Consider the following 23,770-nt stretch of genomic DNA (forward strand, 5'->3'; position numbering starts at 1 on the left):
TTCGATATCCGACAGAGATTCATCCACGAATGGCGTGGATCCACAGACCGCAGAGATCTGTCGAAGGCGGGGTGGGTCCGGTTGCGGGGGCGTGAGCCGCATGGATGCGGCGACCGAGCTTACATGGACGTACTTGCAGCGTCCCCCGCAACCGGACCCACCCCGACTCCCCACAGGAAACCAGCTTCTGCTGTTGCTGTTGCTCCAGCTCGTAGCAGGTGCAGGGCGCAGCCCTGCCGAACACCCCCTCTCATGCTGCGCCGCAGAATGCATTCGGCTGAACCAGCATGCTCTACTTGAATCGATCTAAATTCACGGTCGCACGGGTCGGGCGTCATTCCAGGGGGAGCTTTCTGCCAGTTGTGGCGGAGCTCAGCGGAACGGTGCCGGACGGCCCCGGCCGTCTGCCTCCGTGTCATCGACTACAGGAACCCGACATGCGTCCAGTGCCGTCCGCTCCCGCCGTCCCATTGTCTTCGCGCCCGCTGGCGCGGCTGGCCTGCCTGCTCGCACTGTCGGCGTCGCCGATGCTGCTGCAGGCCGCGCCGGCCGCGCTGGAGCGCGAGGTCAACACCTTCATCGGCAGCAAGGACGACGGCAACACGTTCCCAGGCGCGTCGGCACCGTTCGGCCTGATCCAGGTCAGCCCGATCGGCAGCCACTACTCGGGCTGGCGCTATGACGACGAGAAGATCCGCGGTTTCGGCCACTCCTTCATCTCCGGCGCAGGTTGCTGGGAGCAGGGCGGCCAGGTGTCGGTGCTGCCGGTGACCGGTTCGATCGGCCCGGGCGGCGATTTCGATACCGGCAACGCCAAGCAGTTTGACCACAAGGCGTATGCCTCGTCGTACACCCATGACGGCGAGGTCGGCCAGGCCGGCTATTACAAAGTGCGGCTGACCAGCTACGGCGGCATCGACGCAGAATCGACCGCACGTACGCGCGCCGCAGCCGAGCGCTACACCTTCAGCCAGCGCCAGGGCGATGGCCACGTGCTGGTCAATGTCGGCCAGGCCAACGAGCGCCATTCGGTGATCGGCAGCGTGGTCGATGTGGTCGGCGACCGCGTGGTGGAAGGCAAGCTGGTCACCAAGAGTTTCTGTGGCGGCCACCAGTACACCACCTGGTTCCGCATCGAGTTCGATCGCCCGTTCAAGGCGCATGGCACTTGGGGCGAGGGTGGCGGCCTGCCGGGCGCACGCCACAGCATGGAAGGCGAACAGAAGCCGAATGGGGCCTGGCTCAGCTTTGATCTGGCCAAGGGCCAGTCGGTGACGGCGGTCAGCGCGATCTCGCACGTGGATGCCGAAGGCGCGCGCATCAACCTGCGCGCGGACGGCATGCAGGATGGGGCGCTGCTCGGTTTCGACCGCATGCGTGCGTTGTCCCAGCAATCCTGGCGCGAGCAGCTGGGCCGGGTGCGCGTGCAGGGTGGCAACGCCGACGACCGCGCGGTGTTCTACAGCGCGGTCTACCACGCGCTGCTGCAGCCGATGACCGGCAACGACGCCGACGGGCGCTACCGCGGCTATGACGATGGTATCCACCGTGCCGACGGCTGGACCTACTACGAGTACTTCTCGCTGTGGGATACCTACCGCGCGCAGAACCAGTGGCTGGCGCTGACCCGCCCGGACGTGGCACGCGATATCGGCCGTACCCTGCTGGCGATCGACGAGCAGGGTGGTTGGCTGCCGCGCTGGGGCTATGCCAACTTCGAGACCAACATCATGACCGGAGACCCGGTCACCCCGTTCATGGTCGACCTGTGGCGCTTCGGCGCGCTCAAGGGCCGTGAATCGCAGGCCTGGGATGCGCTGCGCCGCAACGCCTTCGGCACGCCGCCGTTGAACTCGCGCATGGCCGGCCGTTCCGGCAACCCGACCTATCTGGACAAGGGCCACGTGGTCTACGACCGCGCGTTCCCGTCCAAGGGCATGGACGTCGATCCGCACCATGGCGGTTCGGCCACCTTGGAATACGCGCTGGCCGACTGTGCGCTTTCGCAGATGGCCGATGGCCTCGGCCACGCGCAGGACGCGGCGACGCTGCGTGAGCGCGGCCGCAACTGGCGCAAGGTGTGGGACCCGCAGGTGCGTGACGCCGAGACCGGCTTCACCGGTTTTCCGCGCCCGCGCACCGAAGATGGCCAGTGGTACACGCCGGCCGATGGCCACTACAGCCCGCGCTCGCATCACGGTTTCCATGAAGGCACAGCGTGGCAGTACCAGTGGCTGGCGCAGCAGGACGTGCCGGGCCTGGTCGAGGCGATGGACGGCCGCGAACAGGCCGGCCGCCGCCTCGATGCCTTCTTCGCGATGGACGCGCTGCAGGCCGACCCGCTCAATGCCGCCCGCAAAGAGTGGGTGGTCGGGCCGTACAGCTATTACAACCAGTTCCGCTACAACCCGAACAACGAGCCCGACCTGCACTCGCCGTGGCTGTACACGCTGATCGGCCAGCCGTGGAAGACCGCCGCCGTGGTGCGCGCCGCGCAGCAGTTGTTCACCAACGCGCCCAACGGCGTGACCGGCAACGATGACCTCGGCACGATGTCGGCCTGGTACCTGTTCAGCGCCATCGGCGTGTACCCGGCGGTGCCGGGCAGCGGCCAGTTCCTGCTGCACACCCCGCGCTTCAGCAAGGTGGAAGTGGACATGGGCAATGGCCGCACGCTGCGCATCGACGCGCCGGGTGCCGATGGCCGCCGCCTGCAGTACGTGCAGGGCGTGCAGGTCGATGGCCAGGCGCATGCACCGGTGTGGCTGGACTGGAACCGCCTGCAGCAGGGCCCGCGCCTGCACTTCGCGCTCGATGCGAAGGCGCCGGAGCAGGGCTGGGGTACGGCGGTGAAGGACCTGCCGGTGTCCTGGTGCGCGGCACCGGGCAGCCAGCTGCGCTGAGCCGGACTGTGCCGTTCGCGGTCACCCAGCGAACGGCACGGCACGACACGGCCCTGATCCATTAGGCTTGAGCCTCCAGCGGAGTCCGGGAAGACGATGAACGACAACGGCAGCAGTCCCAGCAAGCGCGCCGGCAAGGCGGTGACGGTGACCGACATCGCGCGTGCCATCGGCGTGTCACGGGCAACCGTGTCGCTGGTGCTGCGTGGCAGCCCACTGGTCAACGTCGATACCCGCGCCAAGGTCGAGGCCGAACTGCGTCGCCAGCGCTATGTCTACAACCGCGCGGCGGCCAACCTCCGTCGTCGTACGTCGTCAAGCATCGCGCTGGTGATCAACGATCTGTCCAACCCGTTCTTCGCCGAATTCGCCTCCGGCGTGGACGAGGCGTTGGGCGGGCGCGGCTACGTGACCCTGCTGGGCAGTACCGGTGAATCGCCGGAGCGCCAGCAGGCGGTGCTGTCCACGCTGATGGAACACACCCCGGCCGGCTTGATCCTGTCGCCGGCCGAGGGCAGCGATACCGCGCAGTTGCGGCAGGCGTTGGGTGCCAATGCCAACGTGCTGCTGTTCAATCGTGAACTGGACGGCGCCGACTGGGACTTCCTGACCCTGGACAACCAGCACGGTGCCTATCTGGCCACGCGCCACCTGATCGAGCGCGGCCATCGCCAGATTGCCTTCTTCGGCGGCCATGCTGCATCGAGCTCGTGCCACCAGCGCCGCGCCGGTTTCCAGCAGGCGCTGGCCGAAGCGGGCCTGTCACTGCCGCCGGGTTGGATGATCGAGTCGGCGCCGAACCGCCTGGAAGCCGCGGCGCGTACCGATGAATTGTTTGCCGACGGCCATCGCCCGAGTGCGGCGGTCTGCTACAACGACACCGTCGCGCTGGGCCTGATGCTGGGCTTGAATTCACGCGGCATCCGTCCGGGCGGTGATTTTGCCGTCACCGGTTTCGATGATATTTCCGAGGCGTCGGTCGCGGTACCGCCACTGACTACGCTCACCGCCGATCCGCGCGAGCGGGGTCGGCAAGCTGCCGCGCTGCTGCTGCAACGATTGGACGAACCGGACGCGCCGCCACGGCGCACGGTCGCGCCGGTGCAGTTGCGCATCCGCGAAAGCAGTGCCGCACGGCCGAACTGATTCCTTCCACATACCCCTTCCACGCAACAACGACCTTCCGCGCATCGAGGCGCGTACCGCATGCCGATCTCCGCAACGCCCCGTCCATCGGGTTCCTCCAGCAGCCAGGCACCGGTCATGAATGCCCGTGCTGCTCTGGCGGTCGCCACCACCATCTTCTTCATGTGGGGCTTCCTGACAAGCCTCAACGACGTGCTGATCCCGCATCTGAAGGCGGTGTTCGAGCTGAACTACACCCGCGCGATGCTGGTGCAGTTCACCTTCTTCGGCGCGTACTTCCTGATGTCGGTGCCGGCCGGTCGGCTGGTGGCCCGTCTGGGCTACAAGAGGGGCATCATCGCGGGCCTGCTGATCGCAGGCGTGGGCGCGCTGGGCTTCTGGCCGTCGGCCGCGCTGCGCACCTACGAAGCGTTCCTTGCATCGCTGTTCGTGCTGGCCAGCGGCATCACCGTGCTGCAGGTCGCCGCCAATCCTTACGTCGCGCTGCTTGGCCCGGAACAGACCGCATCGAGCCGTCTGACCCTGGCGCAGGCGCTCAATTCGCTGGGTACCACGCTGGCACCGCTATTTGGTGGCTTGCTGATCCTCAGCACCGCAGTGAAGAGCGGCGATGAGATCGACGCGATGCCGGGGGCCGAGCAGATGGCCTACCGTGCCGCCGAGGCGCAGTCGGTGCAGGGCCCGTACGTGGGCTTGGCCATCGCGCTGGTGCTGCTGGCGGTGTTCGTCTACCTGTTCCGCCTGCCCAGCCTGACTGAGTCGACCGAGCAGGCCGACAGCGGCCACCACACGCTGCTGGATGCCCTCAAGCACCCGCACGTGCTGTTCGGCGTGCTGGCCATCTTCTTCTACGTCGGCGCCGAAGTGTCCATCGGCAGCCTGATGGTGAACTACCTGGCGCTGCCGGAGATCGGCGGCATGACCGAACAACAGGCCACGAACTACGTGTCGGCCTACTGGGGCTGCGCGATGGTCGGCCGTTTCGCCGGCGCGTGGCTGCTGGCCAAATTCTCGCCGCGCCGCCTGCTGGCCGGTTTCGCCGCTGCCAACGTGGTGCTGCTGGCCGTCACCCTGGCGTCGGGCGGCAAAGTCGCGCTGTACGGCATCGTGGCGACCGGTCTGTTCAACTCCATCATGTTCCCGACCATCTTCTCGCTGGCCATCGAACGCCTGGGACCGCTGACCAACAAGGCCTCCAGCCTCCTGATCATGGCCATCGTCGGCGGCGCGATCATCCCGCTGCTGCAGGGCATGCTGGCCGACCGCATCGGCTTGCACCTGAGCTTCGTGCTGCCGGTGATCTGCTACGTCTATATCATTTTCTACGGTCTTGTGGGCTCGCGCCCGCCGGCTGTCCGCACGCAGGGAGGCTGAGTCCGGAATGGGTTCCATCGTTTGCTTCGGCGAAATTTTGATCGATCTACTGGCGCAGCCGCCGGCTTCGACCGACACCCCGCGCGCGTTCCTGCAGTACGCCGGCGGTGCGCCGGCCAATGTTGCGGTGGCGGCAGCGCGCCTTGGTGCGAAGACCCAGTTCGTCGGCATGCTGGGCCGCGACATGTTCGGTGACTTCCTGGCCGAAAGCCTGGTCGAACACGGCGTCGGCACGGATTACATCGTGCGCACCGATGCGGCCAAGACCGCACTGGCCTTCGTCGCGCTGGATGCCAGCGGCGAGCGCAGCTTCAGTTTCTACCGCCCGCCGGCCGCCGACCTGCTGTTCCGTGACAGCGATTTCCAGGCCTCGTGCTTCGACAGCGCGCAGTGCTTCCATGTCTGCTCCAACAGCCTGACCGAGCCGGCCATTGCCGAGGCGACCTTCGCCGGCATGGAGCGCGCCCGTGACGCCGGTGCGGTGGTCAGCCTGGACCTCAATCTGCGCCCGGCGCTGTGGCCGGCGAGCGAAGATCCGACGCCGCGCCTGTGGCAGGCGCTGCAGCGTGCCGACCTGGTCAAGCTGTCGCGCGAGGAGCTGGACTACCTGGCGGCACCGCTGGGTGCCGAGGGTGAGGTAGTGGTACTGAAGCGCCTGCTGGCCGCGCAGGCACGCTGGGTAATCGTTACCGATGGTGCGGCCACGCTGCACTGGTACACGCGCGACAACCACGGCACGGTCACCAGCTTCCGCGTAGCCACCGTCGATACCACGGCCGCTGGCGATGCCTTTGTCGGTGGCGTGCTGGTCGGACTGCTGGAGCGTGGCGGGGCGGGCGCAGGCTTTGCCGCGTTCTGCCAGGACCCGGAGGCGATCACCGCCACGCTGCGCTTCGGCGCTGCGGTCGGCGCACTGGCTGTTACCCGCAAGGGCGCGTTCGCCGCGATGCCCTCGCTCGATGAAGTGCAGCAGCTGCTGCAGGCCCAGGACATTCCCGCATGAGCACCTCGCCTGATTTCCGTTCACCCGCGTTCCTGCGTGCGCACATCGCCGACACGATGGCGTTCTACCACCCGCGTTGCATCGATCCGAACGGCGGCTTCTTCCACTACTTCCGTGACGACGGCAGCATATACGATGCCAGCCACCGCCACCTGGTGAGCAGCACGCGCTTCGTCTTCAACTACGCGATGGCCTACCGCGAATTCGGCAATGCCGAATACCGCGATGCAGTCGAGCACGGCGTGCGCTACCTGCGCGAGGTGCATCGCAATCCGGTTACCGGTGGCTATGCTTGGACCCTGCGCGACGGCAAGGTCGAGGACGACATGAACCACTGCTATGGCGTGGCCTTCGTGCTGTTGGCCTACAGCTGTGCGCTGAAGGCCGGTGTCGAGCAGGCCCGCGCATGGATGGACGAGACTTGGCAGCTTCTGGAAGCGCGCTTCTGGGAGCCGCAGCACGGCCTGTACAAGGACGAGGCCGATGGCCAGTGGAACTTCACCGGCTACCGCGGCCAGAACGCCAACATGCACATGTGCGAGGCGATGCTGGCGGCGTTCGAGGCCAGTGGCGAGCAGCGCTACGTGGAACGCGCGCTGCAACTGGCCGACAACATGACCCGCCGCCAGGCCGCCAAGGCTGGTGGTCTGGTCTGGGAGCACTACGATTCCAACTGGGAGATCGACTGGGACTACAACCTGGACGATCCCAAGCACCTGTTCCGCCCATGGGGCTTCCAGCCGGGGCATCAGACCGAGTGGGCCAAGCTGCTGCTGATCCTCGATCGCCACGTGCAGGCCGACTGGCTGGTGCCGACCGCGCAGCATCTGTTCGACGTGGCCGTGGCGCGCAGCTGGGACGACGCGCGAGGCGGCCTGTACTACGGCTTCGCACCGGAATCGCGCCGGCAGCCGGGCATGGAGGGCGCGCCGATCGGTGGCGACAGCTTCGTCTGCGACGACGACAAGTACTTCTGGGTGCAGGCCGAAACGCTGGCCACCGCCGCACTGATGGCCAAGCGCACCGGTGATGACCGCTACTGGCAGTGGTACGAGCGCATCTGGGCGTACGCGTGGGAGCACTTCGTCGACCATCAGTACGGCGCCTGGTTCCGCATCCTCGATGCCGACAACCGCAAGTACAGCGACGAGAAGAGCCCGGCCGGCAAGGTGGATTACCACACCATGGGTGCGTGCTACGAAGTGTTGAACGTGGTGCGTTGAGGCGCGTGTCGCCGTACGCATGATGAATCGGAATCAGTAGCGCCGGGCCGCGCCCGGCGGAAAAACAGGAGCTCCGCGTGCATCGTCTTTCCCTCGTTGTCCGCCTGCTCCTGCTGCTGATCGCGGCCTCCGCCTTCCCGGCAACTGCAGTGCCTCTGCAGGCACAGTGGGAGTTCCGCATGTTGCCGGGCGACGCGCAGGGCGCCGCCCACCCGGGTCTGCAGCAATGGCGTGCGGCCACGGTGCCGGGCAGCGTGCACACCGACCTGCTGGCGCATGCGCTGATCCGCGACCCGTACGTGGGTGCGCCCGAAGCCGAGCTGCAATGGATCGGCCTGGCGGCCTGGGAGTACCGCGCGCGCTTCGACGTGGATGCGGCGACGCTAGCCAAGCCCAATGCCGAACTGCGCTTCGACGGGCTGGACACTTATGCCGAAGTCAGCCTCAACGGCAAGCCGCTGCTGCGTGCGGACAACGCGCACCGCACGTGGCGTGCGCGCGTGGATGGGCGCCTGCGCGCGAACGGCAATGAACTGCAGATCGTGTTCCGTTCGCCGATCCGCACGCTGCTTCCGGGCGTACAGGCGATGCCGCACAAGATCGCCGGCAACTATCCTTCGCCCTATGGCGACGAGCCCAAAGACGCGATGGTCGGCAACTTCGCGCGCAAGCCGGCCTACCACTTTGGTTGGGACTGGGGCCCGCGCTATGTCACTGCCGGCGTCTGGCGCGGTGTCGATCTGCAGGCCTGGGATACGCATCGATTGACCGATCTTGCTGTGCGCACCGATGCATTGAGCGCGGAGCAGGCGAAGTTGGCGGTGCTGCTGCAGGTGGAGCAGGGGAATGCCGCCGGTTCTGCGGTGGTCAATGTGGATGTGCGCGATCCGCAGGGTCGCAGCGTGGCCCTGGTGAAGCGCACGGTGCTGCTGAAGCCCGGCCAGAACAGCATCGAGGTTCCGGTTGAACTGGCCGATCCGCGGCGCTGGTGGCCAGTAGGCCACGGTGCGCAGGACCGCTACACGGTGCAGGCCCGCCTGGGCGACGGTGGCGCGCCGGAGCTGGCACGCGAGCAGCGCATCGGCCTGCGCACGGTTGAACTTCGCCGCGAGGAAGACGGCAAGGGCGGGCAGGGCTTCGCTTTCGTCATCAATGGCGTGCCGATCTTCGCCAAGGGCGCGAACGTGATTCCGTTCGATGCCTTCCCCGCGCGCGTCGATGCCGCGCGATTGCGCCAGGTGCTGACGGCCGCGCGCGACGCCAACATGAACATGCTGCGCAACTGGGGCGGCGGCTATTACGAGGACGACGCCTTCTTCGACATCGCTGACGAGCTGGGCCTGCTGGTCTGGCAGGACTTCATGTTCGGCGGTGGCATGCAGCCGGGCTACGATCCGGCCTTCCGTGCCAGCGTGGTGGCCGAGGCGCGCGACAACGTGCGGCGCCTGCGGCACCACCCCAGCATCGTACTGTGGTGTGGCAACAACGAGGAAGAAACCGCCTGGAAGGACTGGGGCCATGGTCGCGACCTGAAGGCGGCCGACCCGGCATTTGCAGCGAAGGTGTGGCAGGGCTATGTCGACCTGTTCGGCAATGACCTGCGCCAGGTAGTAGGTGAGGAGGGGTTGGGCGTGCCGTACTGGTCCAGCTCGCCCAGCAACGACCTGGATGAGAAAGCCAACGATTCCACTCGCGGCGACAAGCACTACTGGCAGGTCTGGGGCAATCCGGCGCTGCCGGTGCAGGCCTACCTGCGCGAGACGCCGCGCTTCATGTCCGAGTACGGGCTGCAGGCGTGGCCGTCGGTGGCGACGGTGGACCAGATCGCCACCCGCGCCGAGCAGCGCATCGACAGCCCGGTGATTCGCGCGCACCAGAAGTTCATGGCGGGCGAGGGCAACAGCCGCCTGCTGCACTACATCGAACTGGGTTACGGCACGCCGAAGGACTTCGAGGACTTCGTCTACCTGAGCCAAGTGATGCAGGCCGATGGCATCGCGCTGGCGGCATTGCATCACCGCGCCTCGCGGCCGTACACGATGGGCTCGCTGTACTGGCAGCTCAACGACGTCTGGCCGGGCGCTTCCTGGTCCAGCGTGGACTATTTTGGCCGCTGGAAGGCACTGCATTTCGCCGCGCGGCGCTTCTTCGCGCCGGTGACGGTGGCGGCGCTGCGTGACGAGGGCAGCACGCGGGTGCGCCTGATCAATGATGGCGCCGCGCAGGATGCGCGTTGGCGGCTGCGGGTGATGGACATGGACGGCAAGGTGCTGCGTCGACGCGAGGACGCGGTGACGTTGACGGCGTCAGGCGTCACCTCGATCGGTGATTTCCGCGACGCGGAGCTGCTGGCCGGTGCCGACCCGAAGCGCACGGTGGCCGTGTTCGAGCTGCTGCAGAATGGGGCGGTGAGCGCGCGGCAGGTGGTCGGATTCGTCGAAGCCAAGGACCAGGTGTTGCCGCGGCAGAAGCTCAAGGCCACCTTGTCCATCGAAGGCGGCCACTATCGACTACGGCTGGAAAGCGCGGCGTACGTGCGCGCGGCGTGGATTGATTTCGGTGCGTTGGATGTGCAGGTCGAAGACAACCTGCTGGACCTGCTGCCGGGCGAAACCCGCGATATCGCCGTACGCGGCCCGGTGGATATGACGACGCTGCGCGAAGCGCTGAAGGTGAAAACCCTCAACGACCGTTGAGGGCATCCGCCGGGCATGGCCCGGCGCTACCATTCATGGACCACGGTAGCGCCGGGCCATGCCCGGCGTGGGTGTGGACCGTTGAGGTGGGTGCGGACCGTAGGTCCGCACACCCTTACAGCTGGATCTGCTGGAAATTCTCGACCCGCTCGTGGCCGTTGGCGGCTTGGCCGGTACGCGGCAGCGGGTAATCGTCCAAGCGGTCGATCAGGCGGGTCTGCAGTCCAGCTTCGCGGGCGGCATCCAGTTCCTCCACCACATCGGACAGGAACAGGATCTCGCCGGCCGGAACGCCAATGGCCTGCACGATGCGGCGATAGCTGTCGGCTTCACGCTTGCCGCCGATCTCGGTATCGAACCAGCCCGACACCAGCGGGCTGAGGTCACCGGCGTCGCTGAAGCCGAAGAACAGCTTCTGCGCCGGCACCGAACCGGAGGAGTACACGTACAGCGGCAGGCCGGAGGCGTGCCAGCCCTTCAGCACCGGCGCCACTTCCGGGTAGAAGTGCGCGGTGTAATCGCCGCGACGGTAGCCCTCGTCCCAGATCAGGCCCTGCAGCGCCTTCAGTGCGGTGTGCTTGCGGTCCTGGTCGATCCAGCCCTGCAGCGTCTCGGCCACCAGGCTGTCCTGGCAGGCACCGCCGATCTCGGTAGCCACCGCATCCAGCCAGCGGCGGACCTCCGGCTGCTGGCCATGTTCGGCGACGAACGCCGGCAAGGCCTTGCGGGCATAGGGGAACAGCACGTTCTTGACGAACGAGATGCTGCTGGTGGTGCCTTCGATGTCGGTCAGGATGACGCGGGGCTGCATGGATCAGGACGCCTGGGTAGGTACGTAACGGGGGAATTTCTGCGCGATGTCGGTACCGGTGAAGTGACCGACCCAGCCATCCGGCTCGGTGAAGAAGCGGATCGCCACGAAGCTCGGCTCCTCACCCATGTCGAACCAGTGGGTGGTGCCATCGGGCACGGCGATCAGGTCGTCCTTCACGCACTCGATCTCGTAGACCTTGTCTTCCACGTGCAGGGTGAACAGGCCGGACCCGGCGACGAAGAAGCGCACCTCGTCTTCCTTGTGGAAGTGCTCGTCGAGGAACTTCTTGCGCAGCTCGGCGCGGTTCGGGTTGTCCGGGGCGATCGAGGCCACGTCCACGCTCTTGAAGCCGTTCTCGGCGACCAGGCGGTCGATGTCGGCGCGGTAGGCCGCGAACACTTCCTCCTGGCTGGCACCGGGCGCGACCGGTGCGGTGGCCTGCCAGCGTTCGAAGGTGACGCCGATCTTCTGCAGTTCGGCAGCGATGAGCGCGCCGTCCTGGGTGTCCAGCAGCGGCGATTCGGGGCGGGTGTCGTCGTAGATGCGCAGTCGGCTCATGGCGGCAGCTTGAACGTCTCGGGGGGGAAGACAGGGTAGCAGGGTGGGGGCGAGGCGCAGATTCCGGATCGGCATCTGCACCTGCGCGAGGGTTCAGCCGCGCAGCCTGCGTAGTTCCAGCTCGCAGTGGAACAGGAACTCGAAGGCTTCCAGGTGGCGGCGCGCCTCGGCCATGTCGCGACCCCAGGCGTACAGGCCGTGGCCATCGATCAGGTAGCCCCACAGGTTCTTCTGGTCGAGCAGGTCATCGACCTGCTTTGAAAGCACGTTCATGTCCTGGGTGTTGGCGAACACCGGTACGTCGATGGCCATCTCGTGGGTGCTGTTGCCGGCGAAGGCCTTCAGCAGCTCGTAGCCTTCCAGGCGGATATGGCCCTGCGGCGCGTACAGGCGCGAAGCGATGGTCTGCACCGGCGAATGGGTGTGCAGCACGCAGCCGATCTCCGGGAAACGACGGTACAGCTGGGTGTGCAGCAGGGTTTCGGCGGACGGGCGCAGCGGGCGGCCGACGGCCTGGCCGTCGAAGTCCACCACCATGATGTCGTCCTCGATCAGGCGGCCCTTGTCCTTGCCCGAGACGGTGATCGCAGCGTGGCGGTCGTCCAGGCGGTGGGAGAAGTTGCTGCTTGTGGCCGGGGTCCAGCCGGCGTGGGCCAGTTCGCGGACGTTGTCGATCAGCAGCTGGGCCAGTTCGCTCAGGCGCGCGGTGTCGTACGGGAAGGTGGGGGCGTTCATGCCGGCGATTTTACTGGATTCGGCCAACGGCTGAGCCCCTCGTGGCTGAGAGGTGGTTGGTTGGTCACGGAAAGCGGTTCATGGAGGTGGCGGGGCGGGTGGGCCGTGCAGGGGACGCTGCAACTACGTCCCTGTAAGCTCGATGGCGCCATCCATGGCGCCAACGCCCCTGCACGGCCCACCCGCCCCGCCTCTGACAGGTTCCGGCGTGCGGCCGGCCACGGAGGAAGAAGGAAAAGCGGAAAGCGGGTCGCTTCGCTGCGCTTGCTCGGAGCGGAGCATGGCTCCGCTCTACAGAAACATTCATTCAGGAACATTCGTTCATGAGAACGTTTCATCCGCGCATGGCGTGGATCTACTGGACGTGCCAGCAGACTGTCGGAGGTGGGGCGGGTTGGGTTCGCGGGGGTGTCCGCGGCATGGATGCCGCGGCCAAGCCCCCAGGGACGGGTTAACGGCGTCCCCCGCGAACCCAACCCGCCCCGCCAAACCCTCAACCCAGCTGTTGCCGTTGCCGTTGCTCCGGCTTAAAAGGCGGGTGCAGGGCCGCAGGCCCTGCAATTCAGAAAACCTTACTTACCCCGCAGGCGGCTGTGCCTGAACCCGTAGCAGAAATAGATCACGAAACCGACGAACGTCCACACGCCCATCAGCATCCAGTTGTGCATCGTCATCGCCGACAGCAGCGCCAGGCAGCTCAGCACGCCCAGGCTGCAGATCAGCCAGGCCATCGGCATGCGGAACGGGCGCGGCAGGTCCGGCTGGGTGCGGCGCAGGATCAGCACGCCGGCACACACGGCGGCGAACGCGATCAGTGTACCCATCGAGGTCAGCTCACCGAGGATGTCCAGCGGGAACAGCGCCGCCAGCAGCGCGATGCCGATACCGGTGATCACGGTGTTGATGTGCGGGGTGCGGTACTTCGGGTGGATCTTGGTGAACACCGGCGGCAGCAGGCCGTCGCGGCCCATGATCATGAAGATGCGCGGCTGGCCGATGATCATCACCAGCACCACCGAGGACAGGCCGACCAGCGCGCCGACCTCGACCACCCAGCGCAGCCAGCCCAGCTGCGGATGCGCGGCCACGGCAGTCACCACCGGCTCGTCGGTGCCGAGCAGCTGGAACGGCACCAGCCCGGTCATCACCGCGGCCATCGCGATGTACAGCACGGTGCAGATCACCAGCGACAGCATCATGCCGAACGGCATGTCGCGCTGCGGATTCTTCGATTCCTGCGCCGCCACCGACACCGCCTCGAAGCCGATGTAGGCGAAGAACACCATCGCCGCGCCACGCAGCACGCCTTCCATGCCGTACTTGCCGGGGCCTTCGTTGGCGGGGATGAACGGCGTCCAGTTGCTGGTGTCCACGTACTTCCAGCCGACCACGATGACCAGCAGGATGAGGCCGGTCTTGAGCACGACCATCGCCATGTTCATTGCCGATGACTTGCTGATGCCGACGTAGCACAGCCAGGTCAGCAACAGTACCAGTGCCGCGGCGGGCAGGTTGGCGATCGCACCGGTGGGGCGCAGCTGTGCGTCCAGTGGCGCACTGACCAGCGCCGCTGGCAGATGGATGTCGAACTGGCTGAGCAGGCTGAGGAAGTAGCCGGTCCAGCTGACCGCCACCGCCGAGGCGGAGACGCCGTATTCGAGCACCAGCATCCAGCCGATGAACCAGGCCGAGAGCTCGCCGAAGGTGGCGTAGGTGTAGGTGTAGGCGCTGCCGGAGACCGGCACCATCGAGGCGAACTCGGCATAGGCCAGCGCGCAGAAAGCGCAGCAGATGGCGGCCAGCACGAAAGACAGCATGATGGCCGGGCCGGCGTGGTTGGCGGCGGCCTGGCCGGTGATGACGAAGATGCCGCCGCCGATCACCGCGCCGATACCCAGGGCGGTCAGGCCCCAGGGGCCGAGGTGGCGGCGCAGGCTCAGGCCGTTGGCGTCTTCATGGGCGGCATGCGGGTGCTTGGTGGCCCACAGTTGCTTGAACATGTGTGGTGGTCTTGTCGAAGCGCGCCATGACCGGCGCGCGGGGAAAACGGACGGGCCGGCGCGAGGCCGGCCCGTAGGCGGATCAGGGCGATTTGGCCAGCTTGCTGTTGCGGATGCCGTAGCCCAGGTAGATCAGCAGGCCGAGCAGCGTCCAGCCCACGAACAGGTGCCAGTGCACCACGAACGCCTGCCAGAACAGGAACAGGCAGGTGGCCGCGCCCAGCGGGCAGATGATCCACACCATCGGCACGCGGAACGGGCGATGGATCTCCGGCTTGGAATAGCGCAGCACGAGCACGCCGATGCAGACCGTGGCGAAGGCAAGCAGGGTCCCCATCGACACCAGTTCACCCAGCACGTTCAGCGGCACCAGGCCAGCCAGTGCGGCGGCGATCACGCCGACCACGATGGTGGCGACGTACGGGGTGCGGAAACGGGCGTGGACCTTGCCGAAGAACTTCGGCAGCAGGCCGTCGCGGGAGATGGTGTAGGCGATGCGGGTCTGGCCCATCATCATCACCAGCACCACCGAGGACAGGCCGGCGATGGCGCCGATCTCAACGAACGTCTTCAGCCAGGACAGGGTCGGGTAGGGCTCCAGCGCGGTCGCCACCGGCTTGTCGGTGCCCAGCAGGTGGTACGGCATCATGCCGGTCAGCACCGCACAGACGATGATGTAGACGAGGGTGCACACGGCCAGCGAGCCGAGCAGGCCGATCGGCATGTTGCGCTGCGGATCCTTGGTTTCACCGGCGGCGGTGGAGACCGCATCGAAGCCGATGTAGGCGAAGAACACGATGGTGGCCGCGCGGAACACGCCGCTCCAGCCGAACTCACCCGGCACGCCGGTGTTTTCCGGGATGAACGGCTGCCAGTTGGCCGGGTCGATGTGGGCCGCACCGATGCCGATGAACAGGCAGATGACGGTGACCTTGATCGCCACGATGATCGCGTTGACGAAGGCCGACTGGGTCACGCCCACGTACAGCAGGCCGGACACCGCCGCCACGATCAGCACCGCTGGCAGGTTGAACAGCTTGCCGGAGGCGATGAACTCGCTGCCTGTCCAGGCGATGGGCGCGGCACTGAGTGCATCCGGGAACGGCATGTGCAGCGTGGTGGTGATGAAGCTGATCAGGTAGGCCGACCAGCCCACCGCGACCGAGGCCGAAGCGAACAGGTATTCCAGCACCAGGCACCAGCCGATGAACCAGGCCATGCCTTCGCCGAGAGTGGCGTAGGAGTAGGAGTAGGCGCTGCCGGAGACCGGCATCATCGCCGCGAACTCGGCGTAGCACAGGCCCGCCAGGGCGCAGGCGAAACCGGCGATCACGAACGACAGCATGACGGCCGGGCCGGCGTGGTTGGCCGCGGCCTGGCCGGTCAGCACGAAGATACCTGCGCCGATCACCGCACCCACGCCAAGCAGGATGAGGTGTTTAGCCGTGAGGGTCCGTTTCAACGTGGCTTCGCCGTCCAGGCTGCCTTCGATGGGTTCGCCGGCATCGACGTGCCCGGCCGGTTCAACCGGCTTGACCCTCAACAGAGCTTTCAGCATGCAGTACTTCCTAGTGATCGGATGGGGTGGGCCGCCGATACGTTGCCGGCAACCCTGGAATGGTGAAGGCCGCGCGAACGGCCCGCTGTACCTTAGCCAAAGCTGAAGCCAACGCACAAGCGCAATCGCAACAATGAACGGCGATAATGAGCAGTATTTTTCCAAACACCGCCCATTCATGAGCCAGACCGCCGAAACCCTTGCCGTGCTTGACGATCGCCTGCGTGGCCTGCTGCGGGACTATGCCCGCCGCGAGCCTGCCCACGACGCACTGGCTGCCGAATTCGGCACATTGCTGGACGATCCGGAAGATCCGTTCCGCCGCGAGCGCCTGGCCGGCCACTTCACCGCCAGCTGCTGGCTGGTCAGTGCCGATGGCCAGCGCCTGCTGCTGACCCATCACCGCAAGCTGCAGCGCTGGCTGCAGCTGGGCGGCCACGCCGACGGCGACCGCGACCTGGCCCAGGTGGCGCTGAAGGAAGCCGAGGAGGAGTCCGGCTTGAGCGGCCTGGTGCTGGAAGACCCGGCCATCTTCGATCTGGACAAGCATTGGATTCCGGAGCGCAAGGACGTGCCGGGACACTGGCACTACGACGTGCGTTTCGTGATCCGGGCGCTGGGTGGCGAGGCCTTCGTGCTCAGCGAAGAGTCGCTGGAGCTGGCGTGGCGGCCGGTGACGGAAGTCGCCGCCGATCCGGAATCGGATGAGTCGATGCAGCGCATGGCGCGCCGGTGGTTGGCGCGCTAGCAACCTGTAGAGCCGAGCCGATGCTCGGCTCGATGCGGGCCGGAACCGCAGCCGAGCATGGGCTCGGCTCTACACGTGCAAGGCGGGACGCGCGTCAATACAGGATGCGCGTCCGCAGCGTGCCCGGAATCGCGGCCAGCTCGTCGCGCACGGCGGCGGCCTGCGCCTCGCTGGCGGTAATGTCGATCACCACGTAGCCCACCTTCGGGTCGGTGCGCAGGAACTGGCCGTCGATGTTGACGTTGTGGCGCGAGAAGATCTCGTTGACCCTGGACAGCACGCCCGGCACGTTCTGGTGGATGTGCAGCAGGCGCAGGCTGTCTTCGTGTTCGGGCAGGGTCACTTCCGGGAAGTTGACCGCCGACAGGGTGCTGCCGTTGTCGCTGTAGCGCACCAGTTTGGCCGCCACTTCCACGCCGATGTTGTCCTGCGCTTCCAGCGTGCTGCCGCCTACGTGCGGGGTCAGGATCACGTTGTCGTGGCGGGTCAGCGGCGATTCGAAGATATCGCCGTTGCCCTTCGGCTCGACCGGGAACACGTCCAGTGCAGCGCCGCCGACGTGACCGCTGGCCAGTGCGGCATCCAGTGCATCGATGTCGACCACGGTGCCGCGCGCGGCGTTGATCAGGTGCGCGCCCTTGCGCATCTTCGCCAGCTCCGTGCTGCCGATCATCCACTGCGTGGACGGGGTTTCCGGCACGTGCAGGGTGACGATGTCGGCGCGCGCCAGCAGATCGTCCAGGCTGGCGGCAGCACGGGCATTGCCCAGCGCCAGCTTGGTTTCCACGTCGTGGAAGATCACCTGCATGCCCAGCGATTCGGCCAGCACGCCGACCTGGGTGCCGATGTGGCCGTAACCGATGATGCCCAGCGTCTTGCCGCGCACTTCATGGCTGCCGCTGGCCGACTTCGACCAGCCGCCGCGATGGCATTCGGCGTTCTTCTGCGGAATGCCGCGGGTCAGCATGATCGCCTCGGCGATCACCAGCTCGGCCACGCTGCGGGTATTGGAGTAGGGCGCGTTGAACACCGGGATACCGGCCAGCTCGGCCGCGTCCAGGTCCACCTGGTTGGTGCCGATGCAGAAACAGCCCACCGCGATCAGGCGCTTGGCCTCGGCCAGCACCTCGGCGCTGAGCTGGGTGCGCGAGCGGATGCCGACGATGTGCGCCTCGGCGATGCGCGCCTTCAGTTCGTCCTCGGGCAGCGCCTTGGTGTGCGCCTCGATCTGGCTGTAGCCGGCGGCGCTGAACACCTCCACGGCGGTCTGGCTGACCCCCTCCAGCAACAGCACGCGGATATCCTGCTTCGGGAACGAGGTCTTCTTCGGCGACATGGGGCAACACGGCCAGTGGGACAGGGGCTGACCACTATGCCAGATCGAAGCCCCCATGGTGCAGTGCGCAATTGGTTGCATCCGTAGCGATCGGCGCGGCTGCGGGGCTGGACGCTGGCGCGCGCCGCTGGCACGCTTGCCCGTTCTTCACGCACCGCGCTGGACCGTCATGACCGATTCCCGCATTGCCTCGCTGCAGCAGGCCTGTCCCGGCCTGAAGCTGAAGACCGACCCGGCCGACCTGGAGCATTACGGGCGCGACTGGACCCGGCGCTGGACGCCGGCGCCGCTGGCGATCGCACTGCCGGCCACGGTCGAGGAGGTGCAGGCGCTGATGCGCTGGAGTGCAGGCGAGGGCGTTGCCGTGGTGCCGTCCGGCGGCCGCACCGGCCTCTCCGGGGGCGCGGTGGCGGCCAACGGTGAGCTGGTGCTCAGCCTGGAACGGATGAACAAGGCACTGGCCTACGACCCGGTCGATCGCACCCTAGTGGTGCAGGCCGGCATGCCACTGGAAGCTGTGCACAATGCCGCGCTGGACCACGGCCTGATCTACCCGGTGGATTTCGCCGCGCGCGGGTCCTGCACGATCGGCGGCAACATCGCCACCAATGCCGGCGGCATCCGTGTGATCCGCTACGGCAACACCCGCGAATGGATCGCCGGGCTGAAGGTGGTCACCGCCAGCGGCGAGTTGCTGGAGCTCAACAAGGGCCTGATCAAGAACTCCAGCGGCTATGACTTCCGCCAGCTGCTGATCGGCTCGGAGGGCACGCTGGGCGTGATCGTCGAAGCCACGGTGAAGCTGACCGACCCGCCGCCGGCCAGCAATGTGATGCTGCTGGCACTGCCCAGCTTCGAAGTGCTGATGCAGGTATTTGCTGCGTTCCGCGCGCGCCTGCAGTTGCAGGCCTTCGAGTTCTTCACCGACCGGGCGTTGGAGCACGTGCTGGCGCACGGTGCGCAGGCGCCGTTCGACGAGGTGCATCCGTACTACGTGGTCACCGAGTTCGCCGCCGGCGACGACGCTCAGGAAGCGGCGGCGATGGCGGCCTTCGAGGACTGCATGGGCAACGGCTGGGTCAGCGATGGGGTGATCAGCGCCAGCGACGCCCAGGCCGCCCAGCTGTGGCGCCTGCGCGAAGGCATCACCGAGTCGCTGGCGCGCTACAAGCCCTACAAGAATGATGTCTCGGTGCGGATCTCGTCGATGCCGGCGTTCCTGGCTGAAACCCAGGCATTGATCGGGCAGGCATACCCGCACTTCGACGTGGTGTGGTTCGGCCATATCGGTGACGGCAACCTGCACATCAACGTGCTCAAGCCGGATGACACCAGCGACGCCGATTTCGTGGCGCAGTGCGAGCAGGTGACCAAGTTGTTGGCGCAGGTACTGGCGCGCTTCGACGGCAGCATTTCGGCTGAACACGGCATCGGCCTGGTCAAGAAGGGCTACCTGGACAGCACCCGCGGCCCGGCCGAGATCGCGCTGATGAAGGCGGTCAAACGCGCGTTCGATCCCCAAGCGCGGCTGAATCCCGGCAAGCTGTTCGACGTTTGAGCCGGACAAATCCTTCACGCACCCGTTACGCTCCACGCTTCCTCACAACCGGCTTCGAACCGATGACCCGTCCGCTTCTGCTGCTCGCCCTGCTGTCCCTGCCGCTGGCCGGCTTCGCTTCCAGCTTCGCCGGTACGTCGGCCGGTTCGGCCACGGGTGCGTCCTCCGGTTCCTCGGGCAGCAGCTCGGGTGATGACAAGGTGGTGCTGGCTGCACGCGACGATGCGGCTGCATTCGTCGCCAGCGATGGCGAGATTCGTGGCGCCCGCCTGCAGGCCGCGCTGATCCACCTGCGTGAGCAGAGCGCCGCGGCACAGCAGCAGAGCGATCTGGAACTGGCCCGCGCGCTGCTGGCACGTTGATCCAGGCTGCATGACCTCGGCGTCATCGCCTTCTGTAGAGCCGAGCCATGCTCGGCTGCTGTTGCGATCCGCATGCGCCGGGCATTCAGCCGAGCATGGCTCGGCTCTAAAGAGGCACAGCGGGCGGTGCGGGTGGATCGCCGCATTGGCGTGGCTGCTCATCCCTTTCGCGCACGCGGCTGATCGCCTGCAGCTTGATCCGTCCGGTCTCGACCCGGCGCAGCAGCAGCTCGCCAGCCAGACCCTGGCCGACGTGCAGTCCCTGCTGCCTGATGGCCTGCTGCGTGCATTGCCGTCACAGGTCCAGGTGCGTTGGCGTGATGACCTGCCGGCCGATGTGCACGGCCGGGCCTTCGCCGGGCGCATCGCCCTGCGTCGCGAGCTGCTGGATGATGCCGTGCCCGGCGCGCGTCGCGCACGCCGCAGCGCGCTGGTACACGAACTGGCCCATGTCGCCGACCGTACGGGGGCGAACTGGTCGCGCAGTGTGCGCTGGCGTGATCTGGCCGGATGGCAGCGCAAGCCCTGGCATCTCGGCCGTGGCGACAACGACTTCCGTGACCGCAGTCCCGATGCGTATGAACTGAAGGGCCCGGCCGAGTACCTGGCAGTGAACGCCGAGCATTTCCTGCTGGACGCTGAGTTCGCCTGCCGGCGCCCCGCGCTGGCGCAGTGGTACCAGGTCCATTTCGGAACCCCGCCATCGCTGCCGCAGTCGCACTGCGCTACGACGCTGCCCTTGCTCCAGGCCGACTCAGAAGAGGGTGCCGCATCGCTGCTGCAGCTCGACCCCGCGCGTGTCCATGCCGTGGACTACCTGTTCGCCGAAGGCAGTGCGCAGCCGATGAGCCGCTGGGGCCACAGCATGCTGCGGCTGGTGATCTGCCGGCCCGGCCGCACGCCGGGGCCGGACTGTCGCCTGGACCTGGAATACCACCGCGTGCTGTCGTTCCGCGCGTTCGTCGGCGATGTGCAGATTTCCAACTGGCGTGGCCTGACCGGTGGCTACCCGTCGCGCCTGTTCGTGCTGCCGCTGCAGCAGGTGGTGGACGAGTACACCAAGGTGGAACTGCGTGGGTTGCAGTCGCTGCCGTTGCAGTTGTCGCCCGGCGAGATCGCCAGCCTGCTCGAGCGCACTGCACAGGTGCACTGGAGCTATGACGGGCGCTATTACTTCGTCGGCAACAACTGCGCGGTGGAAACCGCAAAGCTGCTGCAGACGGGTGTGCCGCGCCTGGGTGAGGCGGGCTTGGCCCAGCTGAGTCCGCGCGGGTTGAAGCGTCGGCTGTCCAGGCTGCATGTGCTGGACGAGCAGGTGCTCACGGACCGCAATGCAGCGCAGGCGCAGGGCTACTACTTTGCTTCGGCGCGCGATCACTATCAGCAGTTGTTCGCGGTGGCGAGCTCACAGCTGGGGCTGCCGGTGCGCGATGTGCGCGGCTGGCTGAAGCTGCCCGCACCGCAGCGTGCGCCGTGGCTGCTGCAGGGTGACCTGCGTGCCAGCGCCGGGTTGCTGCTGCTGGAACAGGCGGCGCAACGCCGCGCCGAGCTGCGTGCGCGCGATGTGCTGAAACGACGCTTGCTGGCCGCACCGGACAGTGCCGAGACGCGCGGCCTGCGCCAGCTGCTGGAGCAGGGTGGGCAATGGTTGCGCCCGGGTACGCTGCTGGCGGACGGTGGCTATGGGTTGCCGCTGGTCGATGAGCAGGTGGTGCTGGCCGAAGCGGTTGCCACCGCCAGCGCACAGGCGGTGCCGGCCTGGCAGGCGCTGCGCGTGCAGCTGCGCCAGCAGTTGCCGGCAGGCCAGCGCAACGAGATGGATGCGATCGATGCCAACCTCGCTGCACTCGGCGCGCGCCTGCGGGAACAGGCAGCCGCGCCCGCTACTGGCGCGGCAGTTCGATGACGAAACGGCTGCCACCGGCGTTGCCCGCCGTGCAGTAGACGCGGCCGCCGTGCGCGTCGGCGATGGCCTTGACCACCGCCAGGCCGAGGCCACTGCCACCGCCTTGGCGTGAACGCGAGCCGTCGGCACGCATGAACGGGCTGAAGATGTCGGCGTGCAGCTCCGGATCGATGCCCGGGCCCTCATCCTCGATTGCTACCTGTACATGGCCTGGTGTGTCATGCACGGCAATCCGTACCTTGCCCGGGCTGGCATAGCGACGCGCGTTTTCCAGCAGCGCCAGCAGCGCCTGGCGCAGGCGCGTGGGATCACAGTGCGCGTTGTGTTCCTCGCGGCTGGTTTCCAGCTCCAGCACGAAGCCTGCAGCGCGGAACTGCGGATCGACCAGGGTCATCACCGAATGCACCTCGGCCACCACGTCGGTGCGCGCACGACGCACGTCCAGCCGCGCATTGTCGGACAGGCTCAGCACGCGCAGATCTTCAATCAGGCGGGACAGCCCTTCGACCTGGGCAAGCAGGCTGCGGAACTGCGACTCGTCCGGCTGGAACACGCCCTCGGCCAGCCCCTGCAGGCGGCCACGCAGGATCGTCACCGGGGTCCGCAATTCATGGGCAATAGCCGCATGCCACATCGCGCGCTCGCTCTCCATGTGCTGCAGGCGGCGCGCCATCGCATTGAAATCCTCGACCAGGGTTGCCACTTCGCCCGGTGAGTTTTCCTCGACGCTGGCGCGCGCACCGAGGTCGCCGCCGGCGAGCGCGCGCACGCTGTCGACCAGCGAATTCAAGGGCGACAGGATGCGATGCGCCAGTCGGAACGAGGCGGCGATGGCCAGTGCCAGGCCGGTCAGGATCACCCCGACCATCCATGCCAGCTCAGGGCCGGTCGGCAGCCAGCTTTCCGGTTCCTCGGCACTGCCGGGGAAGAACTCGACCAGCACCGCGTACAGCAGCCATGACGACAGGATCATCATCACGATGACGCCGATCACCATCAACGACATCGAGACGATGATGTGTCGGCTGAGCCCGGAGCGGCGCAGGTGCGCCATCAGCGGTCGGCCATCAGCCGGTAGCCGACACCGCGCACGCTGGCCGGAACATTGACCATGCCTACTTCGTCCAGTTTGCGGCGCAGCTTGCTGACATGGCTGTCGACGGTGCGTTCCAGCGCTTCGCTTTCCGGCAGGCATTCGTGCATCAGTTCGCTGCGGCTGAAGATGCGGGTCGGCGCCAGCGCCATGCAGTGCAGCAGCTTGAACTCGGTGAGCGTGAGCAGCACTTCGTGGCTGTAGCCTTCGCCCTCCACATGCACGGCATGGGTGGCCGAGTCGATCAGCAGCGGGCCGGCCCGCAGCGCGGTCGGTGCATCCACGCGCGAGGCGCGCAACGTACGCCGCAGCACGGCGCGCACGCGTGCTGCCACTTCGGCCGGATTGAACGGCTTGACCACGTAGTCGTCGGCGCCCATGCGCAGTGCGGTCAGCTTGTCCAGGTCCTGGTCCAGTGCGGTCAGCATGATCACCGGCGTTTCGCCGCGCTGGCGCAGCTGCGTCAGCACGCTCCAGCCATCCAGGCGCGGCAGCTGCACATCGAGCAGGACCAGGTCGGGGCGGGCGCTGCGGTGCAGGTCCAGTGCGCTGTGGCCGTCGGCGGCGCGCAGTGTACGCAGTCCTTCGCGTTCCAGATAGGCGGTGAGAATATCGGCGATCTCGGCCTCATCCTCGACGATCAGGACGAGGGCGGCGAGGGCAGGGGCGGCATGCATGCAGGGGCGGGGCCTTAAGGTGCTTGCCTCCATCGTATCTCCACAGTTCCTCCATCGAAACCCCATCATTGCCACGCACA

At 66.9% G+C, this 23,770-nt stretch carries 18 protein-coding genes; 10 read left to right on the top strand and 8 right to left on the bottom strand.

The genetic code is table 11. The features are described from left to right. The first annotated feature begins 437 nt into the window (after nt 1–437). From AC5P6E_RS17870 to AC5P6E_RS17895, 6 genes are all read left to right on the top strand, one after another. A complete protein-coding gene (locus tag AC5P6E_RS17870) occupies nt 438–2,903 on the top strand; it encodes a GH92 family glycosyl hydrolase (RefSeq protein ID WP_392422455.1) in 2,466 nt (821 codons plus the stop codon). 96 nt (nt 2,904–2,999) lie between these two features. Then, nucleotides 3,000–4,049, top strand: coding sequence for a LacI family DNA-binding transcriptional regulator (locus AC5P6E_RS17875; protein ID WP_010482566.1), 1,050 nt, complete (start codon nt 3,000–3,002; stop codon nt 4,047–4,049). A 117-nt stretch (nt 4,050–4,166) separates the two neighbouring features. Continuing rightward, on the top strand, nt 4,167–5,423 hold the full coding sequence (gene fucP / locus AC5P6E_RS17880) for an L-fucose:H+ symporter permease (RefSeq protein ID WP_392422457.1): 1,257 nt from the start codon (nt 4,167–4,169) through the stop codon (nt 5,421–5,423). A gap of 7 nt (nt 5,424–5,430) precedes the next feature. Beyond that, nucleotides 5,431–6,426: a carbohydrate kinase family protein gene (locus tag AC5P6E_RS17885; protein ID WP_495231158.1), complete on the top strand. Its 996-nt coding sequence runs from the start codon at nt 5,431–5,433 to the stop codon at nt 6,424–6,426. After that, complete coding sequence (locus AC5P6E_RS17890; RefSeq protein ID WP_313208078.1) at nt 6,423–7,649, top strand: AGE family epimerase/isomerase; 1,227 nt, start codon at nt 6,423–6,425, stop codon at nt 7,647–7,649. The genes AC5P6E_RS17885 and AC5P6E_RS17890 overlap by 4 nt, the downstream gene beginning before the upstream one ends. 77 nt (nt 7,650–7,726) lie before the next feature. Continuing rightward, nucleotides 7,727–10,345: a beta-mannosidase gene (locus AC5P6E_RS17895; protein WP_483698881.1), complete on the top strand. Its 2,619-nt coding sequence runs from the start codon at nt 7,727–7,729 to the stop codon at nt 10,343–10,345. 115 nt (nt 10,346–10,460) lie between these two features. Here the strand turns inward: AC5P6E_RS17895 and mtnC are convergent, their stop codons facing one another. From mtnC to AC5P6E_RS17920, 5 genes are all read right to left on the bottom strand, one after another. After that, nucleotides 10,461–11,156 carry an acireductone synthase gene (gene mtnC, locus AC5P6E_RS17900; RefSeq protein ID WP_019336325.1) on the bottom strand — a complete coding sequence of 232 codons (696 nt, stop codon included), beginning with the start codon at nt 11,154–11,156 and terminating at the stop codon, nt 10,461–10,463. Nucleotides 11,157–11,159: 3 nt separating this feature from the next. Next, the gene (locus AC5P6E_RS17905; RefSeq protein WP_019336326.1) at nt 11,160–11,717 is read right to left on the bottom strand and encodes a 1,2-dihydroxy-3-keto-5-methylthiopentene dioxygenase; all 558 of its coding nucleotides are present in this window, start codon (nt 11,715–11,717) and stop codon (nt 11,160–11,162) included. Between the two features lie 93 nt (nt 11,718–11,810). Continuing rightward, nucleotides 11,811–12,452 (bottom strand): methylthioribulose 1-phosphate dehydratase, encoded by a 642-nt coding sequence (locus AC5P6E_RS17910; RefSeq protein ID WP_029550637.1) that lies wholly within the window; start codon nt 12,450–12,452, stop codon nt 11,811–11,813. 572 nt (nt 12,453–13,024) lie between these two features. Continuing rightward, nucleotides 13,025–14,452 carry an amino acid permease gene (locus AC5P6E_RS17915; protein WP_010482555.1) on the bottom strand — a complete coding sequence of 476 codons (1,428 nt, stop codon included), beginning with the start codon at nt 14,450–14,452 and terminating at the stop codon, nt 13,025–13,027. Between the two features lie 82 nt (nt 14,453–14,534). Further along, nucleotides 14,535–16,010 (bottom strand): amino acid permease, encoded by a 1,476-nt coding sequence (locus tag AC5P6E_RS17920; RefSeq protein WP_010482554.1) that lies wholly within the window; start codon nt 16,008–16,010, stop codon nt 14,535–14,537. Between the two features lie 133 nt (nt 16,011–16,143). On the opposite strand from AC5P6E_RS17920, the gene AC5P6E_RS17925 reads away from it, so the two are divergent. Continuing rightward, nucleotides 16,144–16,758 carry an NUDIX hydrolase gene (locus AC5P6E_RS17925; protein ID WP_019338521.1) on the top strand — a complete coding sequence of 205 codons (615 nt, stop codon included), beginning with the start codon at nt 16,144–16,146 and terminating at the stop codon, nt 16,756–16,758. Nucleotides 16,759–16,852: 94 nt separating this feature from the next. On the opposite strand, the gene serA is transcribed toward AC5P6E_RS17925, so the two are convergent. Continuing rightward, nucleotides 16,853–18,094, bottom strand: coding sequence for a phosphoglycerate dehydrogenase (gene serA / locus AC5P6E_RS17930; protein ID WP_010482552.1), 1,242 nt, complete (start codon nt 18,092–18,094; stop codon nt 16,853–16,855). A 169-nt stretch (nt 18,095–18,263) separates the two neighbouring features. Between serA and AC5P6E_RS17935 the strand changes: the two genes are divergently transcribed. The 3 genes from AC5P6E_RS17935 to AC5P6E_RS17945 all read left to right on the top strand — a co-directional run bounded on the left by AC5P6E_RS17935 (nt 18,264) and on the right by AC5P6E_RS17945 (nt 21,920). Then, nucleotides 18,264–19,652: an FAD-binding oxidoreductase gene (locus AC5P6E_RS17935; protein WP_019338522.1), complete on the top strand. Its 1,389-nt coding sequence runs from the start codon at nt 18,264–18,266 to the stop codon at nt 19,650–19,652. Nucleotides 19,653–19,714: 62 nt separating this feature from the next. Then, nucleotides 19,715–20,014: a DUF2388 domain-containing protein gene (locus AC5P6E_RS17940; protein ID WP_019338523.1), complete on the top strand. Its 300-nt coding sequence runs from the start codon at nt 19,715–19,717 to the stop codon at nt 20,012–20,014. Between the two features lie 10 nt (nt 20,015–20,024). Then, nucleotides 20,025–21,920, top strand: a complete 1,896-nt coding sequence (locus tag AC5P6E_RS17945) for a DUF7844 domain-containing protein (RefSeq protein ID WP_483698885.1) — start codon at nt 20,025–20,027, stop codon at nt 21,918–21,920. Here the strand turns inward: AC5P6E_RS17945 and AC5P6E_RS17950 are convergent. Both AC5P6E_RS17950 and AC5P6E_RS17955 read right to left on the bottom strand, forming a co-directional pair. Beyond that, a complete protein-coding gene (locus tag AC5P6E_RS17950; RefSeq protein WP_019338525.1) occupies nt 21,898–22,974 on the bottom strand; it encodes an ATP-binding protein in 1,077 nt (358 codons plus the stop codon). The genes AC5P6E_RS17945 and AC5P6E_RS17950 overlap by 23 nt on opposite strands. After that, nucleotides 22,974–23,690 carry a response regulator gene (locus tag AC5P6E_RS17955; protein WP_020424480.1) on the bottom strand — a complete coding sequence of 239 codons (717 nt, stop codon included), beginning with the start codon at nt 23,688–23,690 and terminating at the stop codon, nt 22,974–22,976. The genes AC5P6E_RS17950 and AC5P6E_RS17955 overlap by 1 nt, the downstream gene beginning before the upstream one ends. Nucleotides 23,691–23,770: the final 80 nt, after the last annotated feature.

It is taken from the genome of Stenotrophomonas sp. YJH_SMC_16 (genome assembly GCF_059367875.1).

What these genes read in the sequence shown, in the direction of transcription:
- AC5P6E_RS17870 (WP_392422455.1), top strand. Translation starts at nt 438, where the DNA reads ATGCGTCCAGTGCCGTCCGCTCCCGCCGTCCCATTGTCTTCGCGCCCG.
- AC5P6E_RS17875 (WP_010482566.1), top strand. Translation starts at nt 3,000, where the DNA reads ATGAACGACAACGGCAGCAGTCCCAGCAAGCGCGCCGGCAAGGCGGTG.
- fucP (WP_392422457.1), top strand. Translation starts at nt 4,167, where the DNA reads ATGAATGCCCGTGCTGCTCTGGCGGTCGCCACCACCATCTTCTTCATG.
- AC5P6E_RS17885 (WP_495231158.1), top strand. Translation starts at nt 5,431, where the DNA reads ATGGGTTCCATCGTTTGCTTCGGCGAAATTTTGATCGATCTACTGGCG.
- AC5P6E_RS17890 (WP_313208078.1), top strand. Translation starts at nt 6,423, where the DNA reads ATGAGCACCTCGCCTGATTTCCGTTCACCCGCGTTCCTGCGTGCGCAC.
- mtnC (WP_019336325.1), bottom strand. Translation starts at nt 11,156, where the DNA reads ATGCAGCCCCGCGTCATCCTGACCGACATCGAAGGCACCACCAGCAGC.
- AC5P6E_RS17905 (WP_019336326.1), bottom strand. Translation starts at nt 11,717, where the DNA reads ATGAGCCGACTGCGCATCTACGACGACACCCGCCCCGAATCGCCGCTG.
- AC5P6E_RS17910 (WP_029550637.1), bottom strand. Translation starts at nt 12,452, where the DNA reads ATGAACGCCCCCACCTTCCCGTACGACACCGCGCGCCTGAGCGAACTG.
- AC5P6E_RS17915 (WP_010482555.1), bottom strand. Translation starts at nt 14,452, where the DNA reads ATGTTCAAGCAACTGTGGGCCACCAAGCACCCGCATGCCGCCCATGAA.
- AC5P6E_RS17920 (WP_010482554.1), bottom strand. Translation starts at nt 16,010, where the DNA reads ATGCTGAAAGCTCTGTTGAGGGTCAAGCCGGTTGAACCGGCCGGGCAC.
- AC5P6E_RS17925 (WP_019338521.1), top strand. Translation starts at nt 16,144, where the DNA reads ATGAACGGCGATAATGAGCAGTATTTTTCCAAACACCGCCCATTCATG.
- serA (WP_010482552.1), bottom strand. Translation starts at nt 18,094, where the DNA reads ATGTCGCCGAAGAAGACCTCGTTCCCGAAGCAGGATATCCGCGTGCTG.
- AC5P6E_RS17935 (WP_019338522.1), top strand. Translation starts at nt 18,264, where the DNA reads ATGACCGATTCCCGCATTGCCTCGCTGCAGCAGGCCTGTCCCGGCCTG.
- AC5P6E_RS17940 (WP_019338523.1), top strand. Translation starts at nt 19,715, where the DNA reads ATGACCCGTCCGCTTCTGCTGCTCGCCCTGCTGTCCCTGCCGCTGGCC.
- AC5P6E_RS17945 (WP_483698885.1), top strand. Translation starts at nt 20,025, where the DNA reads ATGACCTCGGCGTCATCGCCTTCTGTAGAGCCGAGCCATGCTCGGCTG.
- AC5P6E_RS17950 (WP_019338525.1), bottom strand. Translation starts at nt 22,974, where the DNA reads ATGGCGCACCTGCGCCGCTCCGGGCTCAGCCGACACATCATCGTCTCG.
- AC5P6E_RS17955 (WP_020424480.1), bottom strand. Translation starts at nt 23,690, where the DNA reads ATGCATGCCGCCCCTGCCCTCGCCGCCCTCGTCCTGATCGTCGAGGAT.